Annotated in this window: 16 protein-coding genes and 1 riboswitch; of the genes, 9 read left to right on the top strand and 7 right to left on the bottom strand. The window is 75.0% G+C overall.

What is annotated here, in order from left to right:
- Nucleotides 1-74: 74 nt before the first annotated feature.
- From ACWDNY_RS22130 to thiO, 3 genes are all read right to left on the bottom strand, one after another.
- Nucleotides 75-869, bottom strand: coding sequence for a thiazole synthase (locus ACWDNY_RS22130; RefSeq protein ID WP_451647513.1), 795 nt, complete (start codon nt 867-869; stop codon nt 75-77).
- Between the two features lie 3 nt (nt 870-872).
- Nucleotides 873-1,073, bottom strand: a complete 201-nt coding sequence (gene thiS, locus ACWDNY_RS22135) for a sulfur carrier protein ThiS (protein ID WP_451647529.1) — start codon at nt 1,071-1,073, stop codon at nt 873-875.
- A 32-nt stretch (nt 1,074-1,105) separates the two neighbouring features.
- Nucleotides 1,106-2,272, bottom strand: a complete 1,167-nt coding sequence (thiO, locus tag ACWDNY_RS22140; protein WP_451647514.1) for a glycine oxidase ThiO — start codon at nt 2,270-2,272, stop codon at nt 1,106-1,108.
- Nucleotides 2,270-2,381, bottom strand: a riboswitch (TPP riboswitch). (Overlaps the previous gene by 3 nt.)
- 52 nt (nt 2,382-2,433) lie before the next feature.
- Here thiO and ACWDNY_RS22145 point away from each other — a divergent pair.
- The 6 genes from ACWDNY_RS22145 to ACWDNY_RS22170 all read left to right on the top strand — a co-directional run bounded on the left by ACWDNY_RS22145 (nt 2,434) and on the right by ACWDNY_RS22170 (nt 7,763).
- On the top strand, nt 2,434-2,793 hold the full coding sequence (locus ACWDNY_RS22145) for a hypothetical protein (protein WP_451647515.1): 360 nt from the start codon (nt 2,434-2,436) through the stop codon (nt 2,791-2,793).
- 135 nt (nt 2,794-2,928) lie between these two features.
- Entirely contained in the window at nt 2,929-4,158 is a 1,230-nt protein-coding gene (locus ACWDNY_RS22150; RefSeq protein ID WP_451647516.1) for an NAD(P)/FAD-dependent oxidoreductase, read from the top strand.
- Nucleotides 4,159-4,302: 144 nt separating this feature from the next.
- Entirely contained in the window at nt 4,303-4,668 is a 366-nt protein-coding gene (locus ACWDNY_RS22155; protein WP_451647517.1) for an Rv2175c family DNA-binding protein, read from the top strand.
- A gap of 165 nt (nt 4,669-4,833) precedes the next feature.
- Nucleotides 4,834-5,499: a thiamine phosphate synthase gene (thiE, locus tag ACWDNY_RS22160; protein WP_451647518.1), complete on the top strand. Its 666-nt coding sequence runs from the start codon at nt 4,834-4,836 to the stop codon at nt 5,497-5,499.
- 294 nt (nt 5,500-5,793) lie between these two features.
- Nucleotides 5,794-6,750: a methylenetetrahydrofolate reductase [NAD(P)H] gene (gene metF / locus ACWDNY_RS22165; RefSeq protein ID WP_451647519.1), complete on the top strand. Its 957-nt coding sequence runs from the start codon at nt 5,794-5,796 to the stop codon at nt 6,748-6,750.
- Nucleotides 6,751-6,773: 23 nt separating this feature from the next.
- Nucleotides 6,774-7,763 (top strand): SCO2102 family sporulation regulator, encoded by a 990-nt coding sequence (locus tag ACWDNY_RS22170; RefSeq protein WP_451647520.1) that lies wholly within the window; start codon nt 6,774-6,776, stop codon nt 7,761-7,763.
- A gap of 297 nt (nt 7,764-8,060) precedes the next feature.
- On the opposite strand, the gene ACWDNY_RS22175 is transcribed toward ACWDNY_RS22170, so the two are convergent.
- The 4 genes from ACWDNY_RS22175 to ACWDNY_RS22190 form a co-directional block, all read right to left on the bottom strand.
- Nucleotides 8,061-9,572, bottom strand: coding sequence for a phytoene desaturase family protein (locus tag ACWDNY_RS22175; RefSeq protein WP_451647521.1), 1,512 nt, complete (start codon nt 9,570-9,572; stop codon nt 8,061-8,063).
- 544 nt (nt 9,573-10,116) lie between these two features.
- Nucleotides 10,117-10,746, bottom strand: coding sequence for a TetR/AcrR family transcriptional regulator (locus ACWDNY_RS22180; RefSeq protein ID WP_451647522.1), 630 nt, complete (start codon nt 10,744-10,746; stop codon nt 10,117-10,119).
- A 101-nt stretch (nt 10,747-10,847) separates the two neighbouring features.
- A complete protein-coding gene (locus ACWDNY_RS22185; RefSeq protein ID WP_451647523.1) occupies nt 10,848-12,932 on the bottom strand; it encodes a YhgE/Pip family protein in 2,085 nt (694 codons plus the stop codon).
- Nucleotides 12,904-13,842: an ATP-binding cassette domain-containing protein gene (locus ACWDNY_RS22190; RefSeq protein WP_451647524.1), complete on the bottom strand. Its 939-nt coding sequence runs from the start codon at nt 13,840-13,842 to the stop codon at nt 12,904-12,906. Before ACWDNY_RS22190 ends, ACWDNY_RS22185 begins: the two co-directional genes overlap by 29 nt.
- Nucleotides 13,843-14,002: 160 nt before the next feature.
- Here ACWDNY_RS22190 and ACWDNY_RS22195 point away from each other — a divergent pair, with 160 nt between their 5' ends.
- The 3 genes from ACWDNY_RS22195 (at nt 14,003) to ACWDNY_RS22205 (ending at nt 16,320) form a co-directional block, all read left to right on the top strand.
- Nucleotides 14,003-14,566, top strand: coding sequence for an SAV_6107 family HEPN domain-containing protein (locus tag ACWDNY_RS22195; RefSeq protein ID WP_451647525.1), 564 nt, complete (start codon nt 14,003-14,005; stop codon nt 14,564-14,566).
- Between the two features lie 317 nt (nt 14,567-14,883).
- Nucleotides 14,884-15,654 carry a methyltransferase gene (locus ACWDNY_RS22200; RefSeq protein ID WP_451647526.1) on the top strand — a complete coding sequence of 257 codons (771 nt, stop codon included), beginning with the start codon at nt 14,884-14,886 and terminating at the stop codon, nt 15,652-15,654.
- 276 nt (nt 15,655-15,930) lie between these two features.
- Nucleotides 15,931-16,320 (top strand): DUF3040 domain-containing protein, encoded by a 390-nt coding sequence (locus tag ACWDNY_RS22205; protein ID WP_451647527.1) that lies wholly within the window; start codon nt 15,931-15,933, stop codon nt 16,318-16,320.
- Nucleotides 16,321-16,994: the final 674 nt, after the last annotated feature.

Below are 16,994 nucleotides of genomic sequence, written 5' to 3' on the forward strand. Positions count from 1 at the left end.
GCTCGAGCAGGGGGTACCCCCTCTCGCCGCACCGGACGCCGCTCCTTGACGGGCGAACGTTGCCTGCCGCGGCACTAGAAGGCGGGCCGCTCCGGATCCAGCCGGGCCAGGCCCTCCACGGGGGAGGACGCCTGCGCGAAGTGCCGCCGCGGGATCCGCCCCGCCAGCCGCGCCAGCCGCCCCGCCTCGACCGCGTGCCGCATCGCCTCGGCCATCACCACGGGCTCCTGCGCCCGCGTCACCGCCGATGCCAGCATCACCCCCGCGCACCCCAGCTCCATGGCCAGTGCCACGTCCGACGCCGTACCGGCCCCCGCGTCCAGGATCACCGGCACGCGCGCGTGCTCCACGATCAGCTGGAAGTTGTGCGGGTTCCGGATGCCGAGCCCGGAGCCGATCGGCGACCCCAGCGGCATGATCGCCGCGCAGCCGGCGTCCTCCAGCCGCCGGGCGAGCACCGGGTCGTCGTTGGTGTACGGCAGCACCGTGAACCCGTCGTCGACCAGCGTCTCGGCGGCTTCCAGCAGCTCGATCGGGTCCGGCAGCAGCGTCCGCTCGTCGGCGATGACCTCCAGTTTGATCAGATCGGTGCCCAGTGCCTCCCGCGCCAGCCGCGCCGTCAGCACGGCCTCACCGGCGGTGAAGCAGCCGGCCGTGTTCGGCAGCACCCGGATGCCCAGTCGCTGCAGCACCGACAGCACGGACCCGTGCACGGACGGGTCCACGCGCCGCATCGCGACCGTCGTCAGCTCAGTGCCGGAGGCGACGAGCGCCCGCTGGAGCACCTCCGGACTCGGTGCGCCGCCCGTGCCCATGATCAGGCGCGAGGTGAGAGACAGACCTCCGAGGAGGAACGGGTCGTCGGCCACGGGTCAGCCTCCTTGCACGGCGGTGAGCACTTCGACGCGATCGCCCTCGGCCAGGACGGTGGCCGGCCACTGGGCGCGCGGGACGACGGTCTCGTTGAGGGCGGCGGCCACCCCGGCCGGCGCCGCGGTCAGCGACCGGACGACGGCGTCGAGCGCCGTGCCCGGATCGATCCCGCGCGGCTCCCCGTTGACGAAGACGGTCAGCGTGCCGGCGGCGCCCGCCGCCTCGGGGACGGTCATGCGGGCTGCTCCGTGCGTGCGGTGACCCCGAAGCGCCTCGGGGTGAAGGGGCGGGCCTCCTCGGGCAGGTCCCCGGTGGTCAGGACATGTGCCATCGCGTCCCCGGTGACTGGCGTCAGCAGCACCCCGTTGCGGTAGTGGCCGGTGGCCAGCAGCAGCCCGTCCAGCGCCGTCGGGCCGAGCAGCGGCGCGTTGTCGGGGGAGCCGGGGCGCAGCCCGGCGCGCGTCTCGGTCAGCGGCAGCTCGGTGATCCCCGGGACCAGCTCGTGCGCGTCGCGCAGCAGCTCGTAGACCCCGCCGGCCGTCACCGTCGTGTCCCAGCCCAGTTCCTCGCTGGTGGCGCCGACGACCAGTTCGCCGTTGAGCCGCGGCACCAGGTAGACGTGGCTGCCGCGCACCACGGCGCGCACGGTCCGGTCGAGGAAGGGCGCGTACCGCCTCGGCACGGTCAGCCGCAGCACCTGCCCCTTGACCGGCCGCACCGGCGGCAGCACGTCGTCCGGCACGCCGGCCAGCTGCCCGCTGAGGCTGCCGGCCGCCAGCACCACCCGGTCCGCGGCGAGCACGGTGCCGTCGCGCAGGACGCAGCCGGCGGCCCGCTGCCGCGCCACGGTGAGCCGCTCGGCCCAGGCGCGGTGGAAGACCACGCCCGCCCGCTCGCACGCGGCCACCAGCGCCGCCGCCAGCCGCCGCGGGTCGATCTGGTGGTCGCCGTCCACCCGGAGCCCGCCGCGCACGCCCGGGGCGAGCAGCGGCTCCAGCCGCCGGCACTCCCGCCCGGACAGCCACTCCGCATCCAGGCCCGACTGCCGCTGCAGCGCGTGCAGATCCCGCAGATGGGCGCGGTCGTCGGCGTCGAGCGCCACCGCGAGCGTGCCGCAGCGGCGGTAGCCGAGGTCGTGGCCGGTCAGCTCGGTCAGCTCGGCCGCGAAGTCCGGGTAGCGGCGGGCCGAGGCGAGGTTCAGCGCCAGCAGCGTCTGCTCGCCGTAGTGCAGTTCCGTGACGGCGGCGAGCATCCCGGCGGCCACCTGCGCGGCTCCACCGCCCGGCTCGGGGTCCACCACGGCCGTGACGAGGCCGCGCTGCGCCGCGCGCCAGGCCGTCACCAGCCCGATGATCCCGCCCCCCAGGACGAGGACGTCTGACGTACGTGGAGACGACATGGGCGTCCAGCCCCTCCCTTCGCCGGCATGACCCGGATCAGGTTCGTACGGTCGGAGGCCGCCAGCCTCCCTCTCAGCCCAGTGCGTCCGGGCTCCCGCGAGTGCTTGTACGGTGGCCACCCTAGTCCTCGACCAGCGCCTCTGTAAGGGAGTCCCACCGCATGTCCCCCTCGCTCGACGGTCTCGTCCTGGCCCCCGTCGCCGACCAGGCGCCGGGGCAGGTGGGCACGCGCACCCGCTTCGCCTACCACGAGAGGGACGGCGAGATCTGGGCCGAGTACGCGGGCGGCGACGTCGTACGCGGGCATCTCGTGGGTACCAGGGAGGGTGACCGACTCGACTTCCGGTACGTGCAGCTCAAGGTCGACGGCACCACGTCCAGCGGGCACTGCGTGTCGACGGTGGCCGAACTGCCCGACGGGCGGGTGCGGTTGGAGGAGACCTGGCGGTGGGAGTCGCAGCCGGGCAGTGGGACGAGCGTGGTGGAGCAGGTGGCGGAGCAGCCGGCGGCGACCGGCTGACCGGCCGCAGCCGGGTCCGCGGCCCGCTGCGTGCGGCGACCGGGTCCCCGGCGCGGCCGCGGCCGGCGTGGCTGTGGAGCACGTCACTCCGGAGGCCCCCTGTCTGACACCGTGTCAGTTTACTAAGGTGATCAGGTGAGCGAGCAGACGCAGGAACACGGCACGTCACAGCCGCGGCGGGTGGTCGTCGCCGGCGCGGGCATGGCCGGCGTGCAGACCGCGGTCGCCCTGCGCGAGCAGGGCTTCCAGGGCGCCGTGACGCTGATCGGCGCCGAGCCGCACCAGCCCTACGACCGGCCTCCGCTGTCCAAGGCCGTCCTGCTCGGCAAGGCCGAGGGCTCCGCCTTCGACGTCGACTTCGAGGCCCTCGGCACAGACGTGCGGCTCGGCTGCGAGGCCCTGGCCGTACGCCCCGACGCGCACGTGCTCGACACCTCCGACGGCCCGGTCCCGTACGACGTCCTCGTCCTCGCGACGGGCGCCGAACCGATCCGGCTCCCCGGCGCCGAGCAGCTGCCCGGAGTGCACCTGCTGCGCACCCTGGACGACGCCGAACGGCTGCGTCCCGTGCTCGCCCGGCAGCACGACGTCGTGGTCGTCGGCGCCGGCTGGATCGGCGCCGAGTTCGCCACGGCGGCCCGGGAGGCGGGCTGCGCCGTGACCGTCGTGGAGGCCGCCGACCGGCCGCTCGCGGGGGCACTGCCCGCCGACGTGGCCGCCCCGATGGCCGCCTGGTACGCCGACAGCGGCGCCGTCCTCCGCACGCACGCGCGCGTCGAGCACGTCGAACCGGGCGCGGTGGTGCTCGACGACGGCACGCGGCTGTCGGCGGGCGCCGTCGTCGTCGGCATCGGCGCGCGCCCCGCCACCGCCTGGCTGGCCGGCTCCGGCGTCGAACTGGGCCCGGACGGCGCGATCGTCGCCGACGAGCACCTGCGCACCTCCGTGCCGGACGTGTACGCGGTCGGCGACTGCGCCTCCTTCCCCTCCCGGCGCTACGGCGAGCGCCTCCTCATCCACCACTGGGACAACGCCCTCCAGGGCCCCCGCACGGTCGCCGCCGGCATCGTCGGCCTGACCCCGGTGGTCTACGACCCGGTGCCGTACTTCTGGTCGGAGCAGTTCGGCCGGTTCGTGCAGTACGCCGGCCACCACGCGTCCGCCGACACCACCGTCCGGCGTGGCGACCCCACGGGCCCGGCGTGGACCGTCTGCTGGCTGCGGGAGGGCCGTCTGGTGGCCCTGCTCGCGGTGGGCCGGCCGCGGGACCTGGCCCAGGGCAGGCGCCTGATCGAGGCCGGCGCGCGCATGGACCCTGAGCTGCTGGCGGACCCCGCGCGGCCCCTGAAGGCGGCCACGGCCTAGGCCCTGCCCGGGCCCTGTCGTGCAACGCGCGCCGTCGCCCGGAGGGCGGGGCAGGCGGGACTTCGACGTCAGGCCCGGTGGCGCGTGTCCCGGCTGGGCGGCCCCGGCTACCGCGTGCCGGTCCGAGATGGCACGCTTGATCCCGTGACCGAGATTGACACGAAAATCGATGCTCTCGTCCCGGCCTGGCTCACCCTCCCCGACATCGCCGAAATGCTCGGCGTCGAGGTGACGCGCGTGCGGCAGCTGGTCAAGGACGGCCAGCTCATCGCCGTACGCCGCGGTGAGAACCGCGCGCTGCACGTCCCCGCGGACTTCATCGACGGGGACAAGGTCGTCAAGGGCCTGTCCGGCACCCTGACGCTCCTGCGGGACGACGGCTTCACGGTCGAAGAGATGCTGGAATGGCTCTTCACCTCCGATCCGACCCTGCCCGGCACCCCCGCGCAGGCCCTCAGGGAGAATCGCGGCACGGAGGTGAAGCGTCGCGCCCAGGCGCTCGCCGTCTGACCGAACGACACCGGCTCGTCCGGCCGTGGCCCGCGGGCCACGGCCGGGGGGCCGCGGCCACCGGGCCGTCCGGTCCGGGCCCGAGCACGGGCGACGCTCAGGCCGGTGAGGGCCGCTGCCCGTGCGCCACCGCCATGTGACACGACCGTCCGGGGGGACACACGCATGCCCGACGCCACCGCCACCGCCGCCACCGCCCGGGCCCGGCTCGCCGGCTCCCGCCTCTACCTGTGCACGGACGCCCGCAGGCGCCAGGGCGACCTGCCCGAGTTCCTGGACGCGGTGCTGGCCGGCGGCGTCGACATCGTGCAACTGCGCGACAAGGGCATGGAGGCGGCCGAGGAGCTGGAGCACCTGGCGGTCCTCGCCGACGCCTGCGCCCGCCACGGCAGGCTCCTCGCGGTCAACGACCGGGCGGACGTCGCCCACGCCGCGGGCTCCGACGTCCTGCACCTCGGCCAGGGCGACCTGCCGGTGCCGGCGGCCCGCGCGATCCTCGGCCGCGACGTCCTGATCGGCCGCTCCACGCACGCCGAGTCCGAGGCCGCCGCGGCCGCCGTCCAGGACGGCGTGGACTACTTCTGCACCGGACCGTGCTGGCCCACCCCCACCAAGCCCGGCCGTCCCGCACCCGGCCTGGACCTGGTGCGCAGCACGGCGGCCCTCGGCACCGACCGGCCCTGGTTCGCCATCGGCGGCATAGACCTGGGCAACCTCGACGAGGTCCTGGAGGCCGGCGCCCGTCGTGTCGTCGTGGTCCGGGCGATCACCGACGCGGACGACCCGGGTGCGGCGGCGGCGGAGTTCGCCGAGCGCCTGCGCCGGGCCTGAGGGGTTCACCCGGTTCGGACGGGGTCCGCGACGCGCGGCGCCACGCCGCGGTGCCGGATCACCCGAGTGCGTCCGCGCTCGGGTGGCGCCCGCCGCGTGCGCACCGCACCGGGCGCCGCGGCCCGCTCCGGCCCGACGAACGAGGCCTCCGGTGTCTCGTCAGGCGGACGGAGAGGTCCGCTTCCGACCGGCATTCCCGCCCTCACTGTCCGAGGGGTGGACAGCAGGCCGACAAATCGGTCGAATGACCGGCGTGCGGTTGGGGGACCGCCAGGGCCTGGTTAACCTGCGACCATGGCCCTCGGAACCGCATCCACCAGGACTGATCGCGCGCGCACCGTGCGTGACATCCTCGCCGCCGGCAAGGCGACGTACTCGTTCGAGTTCTCGGCGCCGAAGACGCCCAAGGGCGAGCGGAACCTGTGGAGCGCGCTGCGAAGGGTCGAGGCGGTCGCCCCGGACTTCGTCTCCGTGACCTACGGCGCGGGCGGTTCCACCCGCGCCGGCACGGTCAAGGAGACCGAGCAGATCGTCGCCGACACCACGCTCACCCCGGTCGCCCACCTCACCGCGGTCGACCACTCCGTCGCGGAACTGCGCAACATCATCGGCCAGTACGCCGACGCGGGGATCCGCAACATGCTGGCCGTGCGCGGCGACCCGCCCGGCGACCCGATGGGCGAGTGGGTCCCGCATCCGCGGGGCCTGACCTATGCGGCGGAACTGGTCCGGCTCATCAAGGAGTCGGGCGACTTCTGCGTGGGCGTCGCCGCCTTCCCGGAGATGCACCCCCGCTCGGCCGACTGGGACACCGACGTCGCCCACTTCGTCGACAAGTGCCGCGCGGGCGCCGACTACGCCATCACCCAGATGTTCTTCCGTCCCGAGTCGTACCTGCGCCTGCGCGACCGGGTCACCGCGGCCGGCTGCGAGACGCCCGTGATCCCGGAGGTCATGCCGGTCACGAGCGTGCGGATGCTGGAACGTCTGCCACAACTCAGCAACGCCGCCATCCCGGATGTCCTGAAAGAGCGGATCCTCACGGCGCGGGACGATCCGGCGGCTGTACGCTCGATCGGGATCGAGTTCGCCACGGAGTTCTGCGCCCGGCTGCTGGCCGAGGGAGTGCCCGGACTGCACTTCATCACGCTGAACAACTCGACGGCGACACTGGAGATCTACGAGAACCTGGGCCTGCACCGTCCGCCGCGGGCCTGGACCGACCGCACGGACGTACGCCACACTGCGTAGCGGCCACTGGGAGAGGGGCGTACATGGGCTGGACGGTCCTCTACATCGCGTTCGGCGTCGTCGCGCTGTGGCTGCTGGGCGAGGTGCTGCTGCAGTACAAGGCACGTCTGCGCTGGCGACTGCTCGCCTTCGGCGGCTTCCTCGGCGTCGTGCTCGGCGTGCTGATCCCGTCCGTCGTCGTCATCGGACTGGGTGCTGCCGCCTTCGCGGTGGGGCAGACCTACGTGACGCTGTCCTTCCGCCGCGGCTTCGCGGCGGGCTGGGCGGTCAACCGCCCGGACGCGGGCACCGGCGGCAGCAAGCGCCGCCGCGGCGAACGCGGCCGGCCGGAGACGGACCCGGAGGGCCCCGGCTCCGAGGGGCCGGACGGCTACGGCGACGAGGACGGCGCGGGCCGCCCGGACGGCCTGCCGTACGGGCATGACGACTACGACGGCGACGGCGACGTCTTCACCCCCGCCCGCGCGGCGGGCGCGGCGGCGGCCGGGACCACGGCCGTGTACGCGCCGCAGCCCCTGCCCGACGACACGGGTTCGTACGGCGTCTACGACGGCGCCTCCTCGCACCCGGCGGGCACGGACTCCTCCTACGCGGGAGCCGGCCAGGACCAGTACGCGACGGCGGCCCAGGGCGCCGACCAGGGGTACGGGTACGACTACTCCGGCTACGGCCAGCAGCAGGGCTACGGCTACGACACCACCGGCCAGCAGCAGTACGCCGCGTACTCCGATCCCTACGGGGGCGACCAGGGCTACGCCGGCGGCTCGTACGACACGGCGGCCTACGGCGGGCAGCAGAGCTACGATCAGGGCTACGGCTACGGCCAGGACCAGTACGCCGGAGGCTACGGCGGCGAGAGCCAGGCCGGCGGGCTGTGGGTGCCGCAGCAGCGCTCCGATGAGTCCTACGGCGGCGAACTCCCGCCGGAGCAGCCCTACCCGTACCAGGACGACGGGCAGGGGCGTCCGAACCAGGCGCAGGGGGCCGGGTTCGACGATCAGTACCGGTTCTGAGCACCCGGCCGAACAGGGACGTGGGGGAACGCACGGCAGAACAGCGGCGCGGTGGCGGTCCGGCCGGCGCGCGGCGGTGCGTGGTGCGCCGGGCCGCGCATCTGACGGCGCGGACGCCGAATGCCTGACCGTCCGTCAGGACGGCCGCGCCTTCGGGACGTCGGGACGACCCGGGGGGCACCAGGTGTGGCCCGGACGCCCGGAACGTCCGGGCAACGGCCGGACGGCCCGCCGGGGTTCATACGCGCCCGGGAGGCAGGGCCCCCGGATGCCCGGCGCCTCGCCGGCCCGGCGTGGTCACTGGGAACCCCGGAACCCCGGCCCCTCCACCACCAGACCGGCCACCAGCGCGCCCGACATGCCCGCGTGCGGGAGTCCGCCCCCGGGGTGCGACCAGCCGCCGACGCTGAACAGGCCGGACAGGGCGGTGGTGTTGGCGGGCCGCAGGCAGGCGCCCGCTGCCGCGGCCAGGGCGGGCGCGGGCACGCCGCCGCCCCGCGCGCCCGTCTCCCGTTCCGTGTCCACGGGCGTGCGCACCTCGCGCCACAGGATCCGCCCGGCCAGTCCCGGCACCGCGCGTCCGGCGGCGGCGACCATCCGGTCCGCGAAGGCCCCGGCGGCCCCGGGCGCGGTCCAGTCGCAGGACGCTCCGGACGGCACCGTCGCCGTCAGCACGACCGACTCGTGGGCCCCGTCCGGGCGCAGGGCGGGGTCGTCCGGCCGGTCCACCAGGACCGTGGGGAGCGTGGGGGGCTCGCCGCGTCGCAGGGCTTCCCACTCGGCCTGCCGGTCCGGCGTGTGCACCACCGTCCGGTGCGCGGCGCCCTCGCCGCGCGCGCCGCGCAGCGCCAGGCACACCACGACCCGGCCCGGCGAGGCCCCCTCGGCCGCCGGCCGGACGACGTCCCCCTCGTACGGCTCGCGGCCCGGCAGCAGGCCGGCCAGCCGGCCGGGCGCCCCCCCGACGACCGTGTCGGCCTCGGCCACGGTCCCGTCGGCGAGTTCCACCCCGGCCGCCCGGCCGTCCTTCTCCAGAACGCGGGTGACCTCGGCGCCGAAGACGAACTCGACCCTGCGTTCCAGGCACCGCTCGTAGACCGCGCGCGCCAGCCGGCGCAGCCCGCCGCGGACGTGCCAGGTACCGAACGCGTGCTCCATGTAGGGCAGCACGGAGGCGCTCGCCGGAGCGGTGCGCGGGTCCAGGCCGTACGCCAGGGCGTAGCCGTCCAGGAGCGCGGCCAGGCGCGGGTCGCGCAGTTCCCAGGCGCCGATCTCGTCGAGCGTGCCCGCCCGCCGGGTGCGCAGCAGGCGCCGGTGCGGGACCGCCGGATAGGGCTCGCGCTCGGCGAGCACCCGCCAGTCGGGCCACAGCGGCTCCTCCAGCAGCGGCCGGCGGGTGCGGTCCCATGCCTCGCGCGCCCGTACGAGGAAGTCGCCCCAGCGCTGCCCCGCGCCCGCCCCGAGGGCGTCATCCAGGGCCGCGACGACCCCCGCGCGGGAGGCGTTCGGCAGCGACACCTCGGTGCCGTCGGCGAAGACGTGACGGGAGGAGGGGTCTACCTGGACCAGTTCGACGCATTCCTCCAGCGGCTGCCGGCCGGTCTTGACGAACAGGTCGCGGTGGACCGCGGGCAGCAGGAGCAGCCCGGGGCCGGTGTCGAAGGCGAAGCCGTCCCGCTCCAGGCGGCGCACCGCCCCGCCGTAGGTCTCCGTCCGCTCGTACACCACCACCCGGTGGCCCGCGACGGCCAGCCGGGCGGCGGCCGCCATCGCGCCCATTCCGGCGCCGATCACCGCGATCCGTCCCATGCCGGCGACTCTAGCGGCCGAGTCCGGTGCTCCGGGCGCAGGGGCCGGGACGGTGACCAGGGCTTCTCCCGCGGCGCCGTCGGCCGCCGGCCGTGCACGGGGGCTCCTGCGGGGGGCGCGGGACGGGCGTTAGGTACCTACTCAACGCCCGAGATGAGTACGAGTGCGGATGGGCTGCCGGCCGCCCGCGGGAGAAGGTGGGGACACGGAACGGGGCACGGCGCCGGTACCGCCGGCACGGGGCGGCGGAACGGCCCGGCCCTGGACCGCTGCTTCCGCCGGCACCCGTCGGCGGGAGCGAGGCACGGGGGACCCGGGGGGAACGGCCTGACGGGGGTCCTGCCAGGAGGTACGGGGAAGCGCCGGTTCGTGGTGGCCCGCGGGGGACGCGGCCAGGGCGACCGGCGCTTCTCCACGTACGGCCCCGCCCTCGCCCCGACCGGACGACTGCGACGGGGCACCACCGCACGGCCGGGCGGGCCCGCAGGCCGGACGGGCCGGTCCGTGGGCCGTACACCGGCGCCGGGCACCGGCCCGGACCGGCTCAGCGGCGGCCGCTCACCCGCCCCTGGAGCAGCCGGGACAGCGCCGCGTGCACATCGTCCAGGGAGCGCTCCGGCTGGAAGGACTTCCAGTCCAGCGCGGCCACCAGCACCATCCCGACCAGCGCGGCGGCGGTCAGCTGCACGTCGATCTCCTCGCTGAACTCGCCGTTCTCCACGCCCTCGCGCAGCACGTCCTCGACGACGGCGACCGCCTGCTGCCGGACCACCATGAGCGTCGACTGCCAGGCGCGGTTGGTGCGCCACAGCTCGGCCACGTACAGCTGTGTGAAGGCCGGATAGCGGTCGATGAACACGAGTCCGGCCCGGATCATCGCGTCCAGGGCGTCGACCCTGCTGCCGCCGTTCCGCGCGGTCTCCTCGGCCGCCTCCCTGAGGGAGGCGGTCAGGAGACCCACGCCGTGCCGCAGCAGCTCCTCGAAAAGGACGGACTTGCTCGCGAAGTTGTAGTAGACCGTGCCCTTCGCGACACCGGCCCGCTCGGCGATCTCGTCCACCGTGGTGGCGGAGAACCCCTGTTCGGCGATGAGGGTGACGGCCGCCTCGTAGAGCCGCTGCCGGGTGGCCTCGCGGCGGGTGCGGCCGCCGGAGGTGGTGCTGCTGCTTTCCATGGTCCTGATTGTCACAGGAACGGACGCCCGGGTGGACGCGGAGGCGGCACGCGCGCGGGACGGCGCCGGAGACGGGGACGCGGAGGACGCCGGCCGCGGGGTCACAGGCTCAGCTCCGGGTGCAGCCGGTCCACCGTCCACACCTGCCGGCGCCGGGCCGACAGCGCGGTCAGCGCGAGCGCGCCCGCGGTGAACGCCGTGAGCACGGCGGACGCCTGCCATACCGGGCCCGTCCCGCCGCCCGTGATCAGCCGCCGCAGCGCATCGACGACGTGGCTCATCGGCAGGAACGGGTGGATCGCGTTGAAGAAGCCCGGGCTGGTCTGCACGGGATAGGTGCCGCCCGCCGACGTCAGCTGGAGCATCAGCAGCGCGAGGACGAGGATCCGCCCCGCCGCCCCGAAGCGGGCGTTCAGCCACTGCACGATCGCCGCGAAGCACGCCGTCACCAGGAACAGGAAGCCCACCGTCCCGGCGGCCCGGGCCATCTGCAGCCCGATCGCCCAGTGCAGCACCGCCATCAGGGCCGCCGTCTGGAGCACCCCGATCGCCGCCACCGGCAGCCAGCCCGCCACCGCGATCCGCCACGCCGGGGCGCCCGCGGCCAGTGCCCGCCGGTTCAGCGGCGGGATCAGCATGTAGGCGACCATCGCCCCCACCCAGAGCGACAGCGGGATGAAGTACGGGGCGAAGCCGGTGCCGTAGTTGGGCGCGTGGTGCAGGTCCTGGGACGCGAGCTGCACCGGGTCGGCCATGACGCCGGTGCGCCGGTCGCGGTCCTTCTTGCCGTAGTCGGGGATCTTCCCGGCGCCGTCGTGGAGCCCGCCGGCGAGCTTCCCGGAACCGTCGGCCAGCCGGTAGATGCCGCCCTGGAGGTCGGTGGCCCCCGTCTTCAGCTCGCCGACCCCCGTGTCGAGGTCCGCCGCGCCCGTCCTGGCCGTGCCGAGTCCGGTGTGCAGCTTCTTCGCGCCCGCGGCGACCTTCCCGGCGCCCTCGTTCAGCTTGTTGATCTTCCGCACGGCGTCGTCGAGGTCCTCGGACAGGTGCGGGGCGCGGTCGGCGAGCGCCTGGGCCTGCTTCTGCAGCGTGGCGAGGTGGGTGTCGAGCTTCTTCAGGTCACCGTCCTGGTCCGCGACCAGGGTGGCGACGTCGTCCGCGATCGTCGCGACGTCCGCCGCGGCCTGCTTGCCCTTCTTCAGGTCGGCGCAGGCCGGGTCCGGCAGCGCGGGCTGCTCGCAGCGCCGGGTGTAGACGCCGTCCAGCACGTCGGCCGCGGTGTGCGCGCCCCTGGCGGCGGCCGGCGCCTGCTCCACCAGGGTGTCGAGGTGGCGGCGGATCGTCTTCGCCGAGTCCGCCACCAGCCGGGCGGTGTCGCCGATGGACTTCTCGTTGTCCTTCAGGAACGGCCCCACCTTGTCCGCGACGCCGTTCACCCGGTCGGCGAGCGCCTGCGTGCCCTCGGCGACCTGCTTCGAGCCGTCCTCCAGATCGCCGGCGCCGGAGTTGAGCTTCTTCAGTCCCCCGGACAGCCTGCCGGAGCCCTTCTTGGCCTCGGTCAGCCCGTCCGCGAGGTCCGCGGAGCCCTTCTCGGCCCTGCCGATACCGCTGTTGAGCTTGTCTGCGCCCTGGGCCGCCTTCACCGTCTGGCCGTGGATGTCGGAGAACGAGATGAAGATCCTGTCCAGGAAGGACCGCGACGCCTTCGTCGACGCGGCGGTGCGCACCTCGTTGAAGACCGTCCGCGAGATCTGCCCGACGATGTAGTTGTTCGCGTCGTTCGTGCGCACCTGCAGCGCGCTGGTCTCCGGGGAGGCGCCCCCGCTGGAGGCGATGCGCCTGCTGAAGTCGGCGGGCATGGTCAGCGACAGGTAGTACGTGCCGTCCTCGACGCCCCGGCGGGCCTCGGCGGCGCTCACCCGGTGCCACTCGAAGACCTCGCTGTCCAGCAGGCCCTTGGTGAGGTCGTCCCCGGCCGTGAGCCTCCTGCCGTCGGCGGTCGCGCCCGCGTCGTCGTTCACGAGCGCCACGGGGATGCGGTCCAGGTGGCCGTAGGGGTCCCAGAAGGACCACAGGTACAGCGCGCCGTACAGCAGCGGCAGCACCAGCAGCGCGACCAGGGCCGCGCGCGGCAGCCTGCCCCGCCCGAAGCGCTTCAGTTCAAGAGCGGCCAGTTTCGGCGAGCGCATCGGCCGCCTCCTTCGCTTGTCCGTCGGTGGTGTGCGCGGCCGTGCCGTCGCCGGCGGCCCGGGTGTCGTCGCCGGGTGCCTCGGTGGTGCGGGCGTCGTCGGGCGTCTCGGCGGCCCGGGTGTCGTCGCCGGGTGCCTCGGTGGCCGTCGCCTCCCCGGTGGGCGGTGCGTCCGCCTCGTCCCCGGCCGTACGCGGGCCGGAGGGGGCGGCGGTGCGCACGGCCGTCGCCCCCTCGGGGGCCTCGCTGCACACGGCCAGCACGGTGATGCCCGTCCCGGCGAGGGACGCCAACAACGCCCAGACTTCGGCGCGTTCGGCGTCCGAGAGCTTGAAGTCGGTGTCGTCGACGGCGAGCAGCCGCGGCCGCGCCATCAGCGCCAGGGCGACGGACAGGCGCAGCACCTCCGGACGCTCCAGGTCCCGCACGGCCGTGCGGAGGCCCTTGGGCAGCGTCCCCGGGTCGAGCCCCGCGGCGGACAGCGCGGCGTCCGTCAACCGCTGCGTCTCCGACCGGCGTTCGGCACGCGGCCTGAGGAGTGCCCGCAGGGAGCCGCCGAACCTCCGCTGCAGCAGCGCCCGTTCACGCAGGTGCTCGCCGACGGTCAGGGCCGGGTCGAGGTCGCTGACCCCGTTGACGTTGGCGAGCGCGCTGACTCGCCGTACGGCGGTCATGTGGCGGGGGAGTTTGAAGCCGCCGACGACGGCCACTCCCTCCGTGGGCCTCATGCGCCCGGTGAGCACCAGCAGCAGGCACGTACGCCCCGAGCCGGACGGGCCCTCCACCGCGATCAGCGAGCCGGGCCCGGCCTCGACGTCGACACCGCGGAACGCCCAGCCGCGGGAACCCCGCAGCCCGAGGTCGCGGACCGAGACACCGAGGCCGCGGGCGTGATCCTGTGCGTCGTCCACGGCTCCCCCTTCCCCTGTTTTTGCACTGACTGGTCAGTACAAAAAATAGCCCGAACTCGCGATCGAGGCAAAAGGCCTGGTCGAACGGATTGTCAGTGCCATACCGCACGATGGGTACATACGGCATCCGTGCCGTCACACAGACGACAGGAGGTTCGTCATGGCCAACTCGTCCGCAGCCGCCGCCCGTCGGCGCCGCGCCGCAGGCCCTGCACCCTCACTGACCGGCCCGGCGAGCGACGTCCACCCCGTGCTCCGCCGGGCCACGGCCCCGCCCGCCGCCCTCGACCTGCTCGCCCAGGCCCGCTCCGGTCTGGAGGAGGCCACCGCCCTGGAGACGCCCAACGAGCGGTACGCGACGGCCCACCTCGCCGCCCTGCGCACCGCCGCCGCCGTGCTCGCCGCCCGCGGACGCCCCGAGTCCACCCCCCGGCGCCGGGCGCGCATCAGGAGCGCCTGGGAGGTGCTCCCGGAGATAGCGCCCGAACTCGCCGAATGGAGCGCGCTGTTCGCCTCGGGCGCCCAGCGCCGCGCCCGGGCCGAGGCGGGCATCCGGGGCGCGGCCGGCCGGCGGGACGCCGACGACCTGATCCGGGACGTGGCCATGTTCATCCGCCTCGTGGAGCGGATGCTGGTCCTCCAGCCGGTGCTGCCGCAGCCGCGCCGGGACGCGGACGAGCCGGACCGCTCCCGTGCCCGGCCCGACGTGCCCGACGCGGGCTGAGAGGGCGCGGCGCGGCCCGCACGGGCCGGCGGAACTCGCACGGCCGGCGGGGGTGACGCGGTCCGGCGGGGTGCTCCGGTGCCGGTGTCGCGAGCCGGGAGGTGCGGGCGGGCCGCAGTCGGCCGGGAGGCGGCGGGCGGAGACCCGTGGGAAGGGAGAAACGCAGGCAGGCAGCCGGAGGCGAGGGGCGGGCGGGCCGCGCGAGGCAATAGGGTGGAGGGCGCCTGAAGCCTTCCCTCCTTCCGCAGCCGGGCCGGGGAGGCAGCCCGATCGCTCCGCCGTGCCAGAGGCGGTGCCGCGCCGAGGAGTCAACTGCCGTGTCGGACCCGATGCGCCCCCGCGCTTCTCTCCGTACCGCCGTGGTCTGGGAGGTCCTGCAGGACGCCCTCGACCGCCGGGTCAAGGCCACGGGCCGGGAGTCACTGGACGTCCTCGACACCGGAGGCGGCAGCGGCAACTTCGCCGTGCCCGTCGCCCGCCTCGGGCACCGGGTCACCGTGGTCGACCCCAGCCCCAACGCGCTGTTCGCCCTGGAGCGCCGCGCCGCCGAGGCCGGCCTCGCGGACCGTGTGCGGGGCGTGCAGGGCGACGCCCACGGCCTGTTCGACGTCGTCGAGCGCGGCGACTACGACGTCGTGCTCTGTCACGGCGTCCTGGAGCACGTGGACGACCCCGCCGAGGGCGTGCGCAACGCGGTGGCCGCCCTGCGTTCCGAGGGAGTGCTGAGCCTGCTCGCCGCCGGGCTGGGCGGGGCCGTGCTCGCGCGCGCCCTGGCCGGCCACTTCAAGGAGGCCAGGCACGCCCTGGACGACCCCGACGGCCGCTGGGGCGCCAGCGACCCGATGCCGCGCCGCTTCAGCGCCGAGCAGCTCACCGCGCTCGTCGAGGGCGCCGGCCTGACGGTCGCCGCGGTGCACGGCGTACGGGTCTTCGCCGACCTCGTGCCCGGCGTGCTGGTGGACACCGAGCCCGGCGCCCTGGACGCGCTGCTGAAGCTGGAGGCCGCGGCGGCCGAACTCCCGGCTTTCCACTCCGTGGCCACGCAGATCCACGTGCTCGGCGAGACCCGGGCGGCCACCGAGCACTGAACCGCCCACCGGCGGTGCGCCGCGGCCGGCCCTCCGGCCGGGGATGCAGTGCGCCACAGGGCCCCCGGTGGCGGGCTCTGCGCCGTATGATCGAGGCAGACCGCCCGGCATGACGGGCCGGCTGCCGGGGAATGCAAGCCTCAGCGACCGGGCCGGCCATGGCGGGTTCCGGTTGGCCGAATGGCGCAGAGGGGCGGGTTTCACGGGGGCGATTCCCTGCCTATCCTGAAGGGACCCCCCGGGTCGCCCCGGCGACTGCACGATGAGGAGGACTCCGTGCCGCTCTCGGAGCACGAGCAGCGCATGCTCGAGCAGATGGAGCGAGCGCTGTACGCCGAAGATCCCAAGTTCGCGTCGGCGCTCGAGGGAAGCGGGCTGCGTACGTACACCCGGCGGCGGGTCTACCAGGCGGTCGCGGGCTTCCTCGTGGGTATCGCGCTCCTCATGGCAGGTATGGTCGCCCAGCAGATCTGGGTCAGCGTGGTCGGCTTCCTCGTCATGCTGGGCTGTGCGGTGTTGGCGGTGACCGGCTGGCGCAAGGCGCCGAAGCCGGGCGAGCAGGCCGTCGACGGCGCGCACGCCCCCCGTCAGGCCCGGCCCAGGCGCTCCATGATGGACCGCATCGAGCAGCGCTGGCAGCGCCGCCGGGACGAGCAGGGCCACTGAGCCCGCCGGACGGTTCCTCACGACCGAGCTGTGGGGGGCGACCACCGGACGTGGTCGCCCCCCTCACGCATGTCCGCGCGGACCACCGGTCTCCGCCCGCGGGAGACACCCCAGGGGCCGGCCCACAGTCCCTAGCTCCCTGACTGACCACAGTCCCGGACGCGGGCGGGCGGCCCACCCGGCGTCACCGTCGTCCCGCGCCCACCTCCCACGCGGCTCCGCGAACACGATGGCGGACGGCTCCCGGGGCGTTGCCCTCACCCGCTGCCGCGTGCCGAGGAAACGACCGGGGCGGTTCCGCACCCCACGACGACCGCCGAACCGGCTCACCGGGCGTGCGCCGGGAGCGGGTTTCGGACGCAGCGGAGAGCGCGTTTCCAGCCGAATCCCGGGTGCCGCCGCGTCCGGCCGGCGCCGTCCCACGCATCCCGGAAGCAGCTCCCCGGCGCCGCACTGCACACGCTCCGGGACGGCCCACGCGCCCGGTACCGCGAGCCCCGCAACAGCTGGTGCCGCGACAGGCGACGTTCGCCCCGTCGCGGCGCCCGGCACGCTCCCCCGAACTCTCGGCTCCGCTCGAGCAGGGGGTACCCCCCATTCGCCGCACCGGCCGGAAGCCCGAGTACATCCCGCCGAGGTTCCGCTGGGAGAACGCGCTGGAACTGCTCGGTCCC

The sequence above is a fragment of the Streptomyces sp. NPDC003697 genome, from assembly GCF_053587115.1.

Excerpts from the sequence above, each read along its gene's own strand:
- thiO (WP_451647514.1), bottom strand. The coding sequence starts at position 2,272 with ATGTCGTCTCCACGTACGTCAGACGTCCTCGTCCTGGGGGGCGGGATC.
- ACWDNY_RS22145 (WP_451647515.1), top strand. The coding sequence starts at position 2,434 with ATGTCCCCCTCGCTCGACGGTCTCGTCCTGGCCCCCGTCGCCGACCAG.
- thiE (WP_451647518.1), top strand. The coding sequence starts at position 4,834 with ATGCCCGACGCCACCGCCACCGCCGCCACCGCCCGGGCCCGGCTCGCC.
- metF (WP_451647519.1), top strand. The coding sequence starts at position 5,794 with ATGGCCCTCGGAACCGCATCCACCAGGACTGATCGCGCGCGCACCGTG.
- ACWDNY_RS22170 (WP_451647520.1), top strand. The coding sequence starts at position 6,774 with ATGGGCTGGACGGTCCTCTACATCGCGTTCGGCGTCGTCGCGCTGTGG.
- ACWDNY_RS22175 (WP_451647521.1), bottom strand. The coding sequence starts at position 9,572 with ATGGGACGGATCGCGGTGATCGGCGCCGGAATGGGCGCGATGGCGGCC.
- ACWDNY_RS22180 (WP_451647522.1), bottom strand. The coding sequence starts at position 10,746 with ATGGAAAGCAGCAGCACCACCTCCGGCGGCCGCACCCGCCGCGAGGCC.
- ACWDNY_RS22185 (WP_451647523.1), bottom strand. The coding sequence starts at position 12,932 with ATGCGCTCGCCGAAACTGGCCGCTCTTGAACTGAAGCGCTTCGGGCGG.
- ACWDNY_RS22195 (WP_451647525.1), top strand. The coding sequence starts at position 14,003 with ATGGCCAACTCGTCCGCAGCCGCCGCCCGTCGGCGCCGCGCCGCAGGC.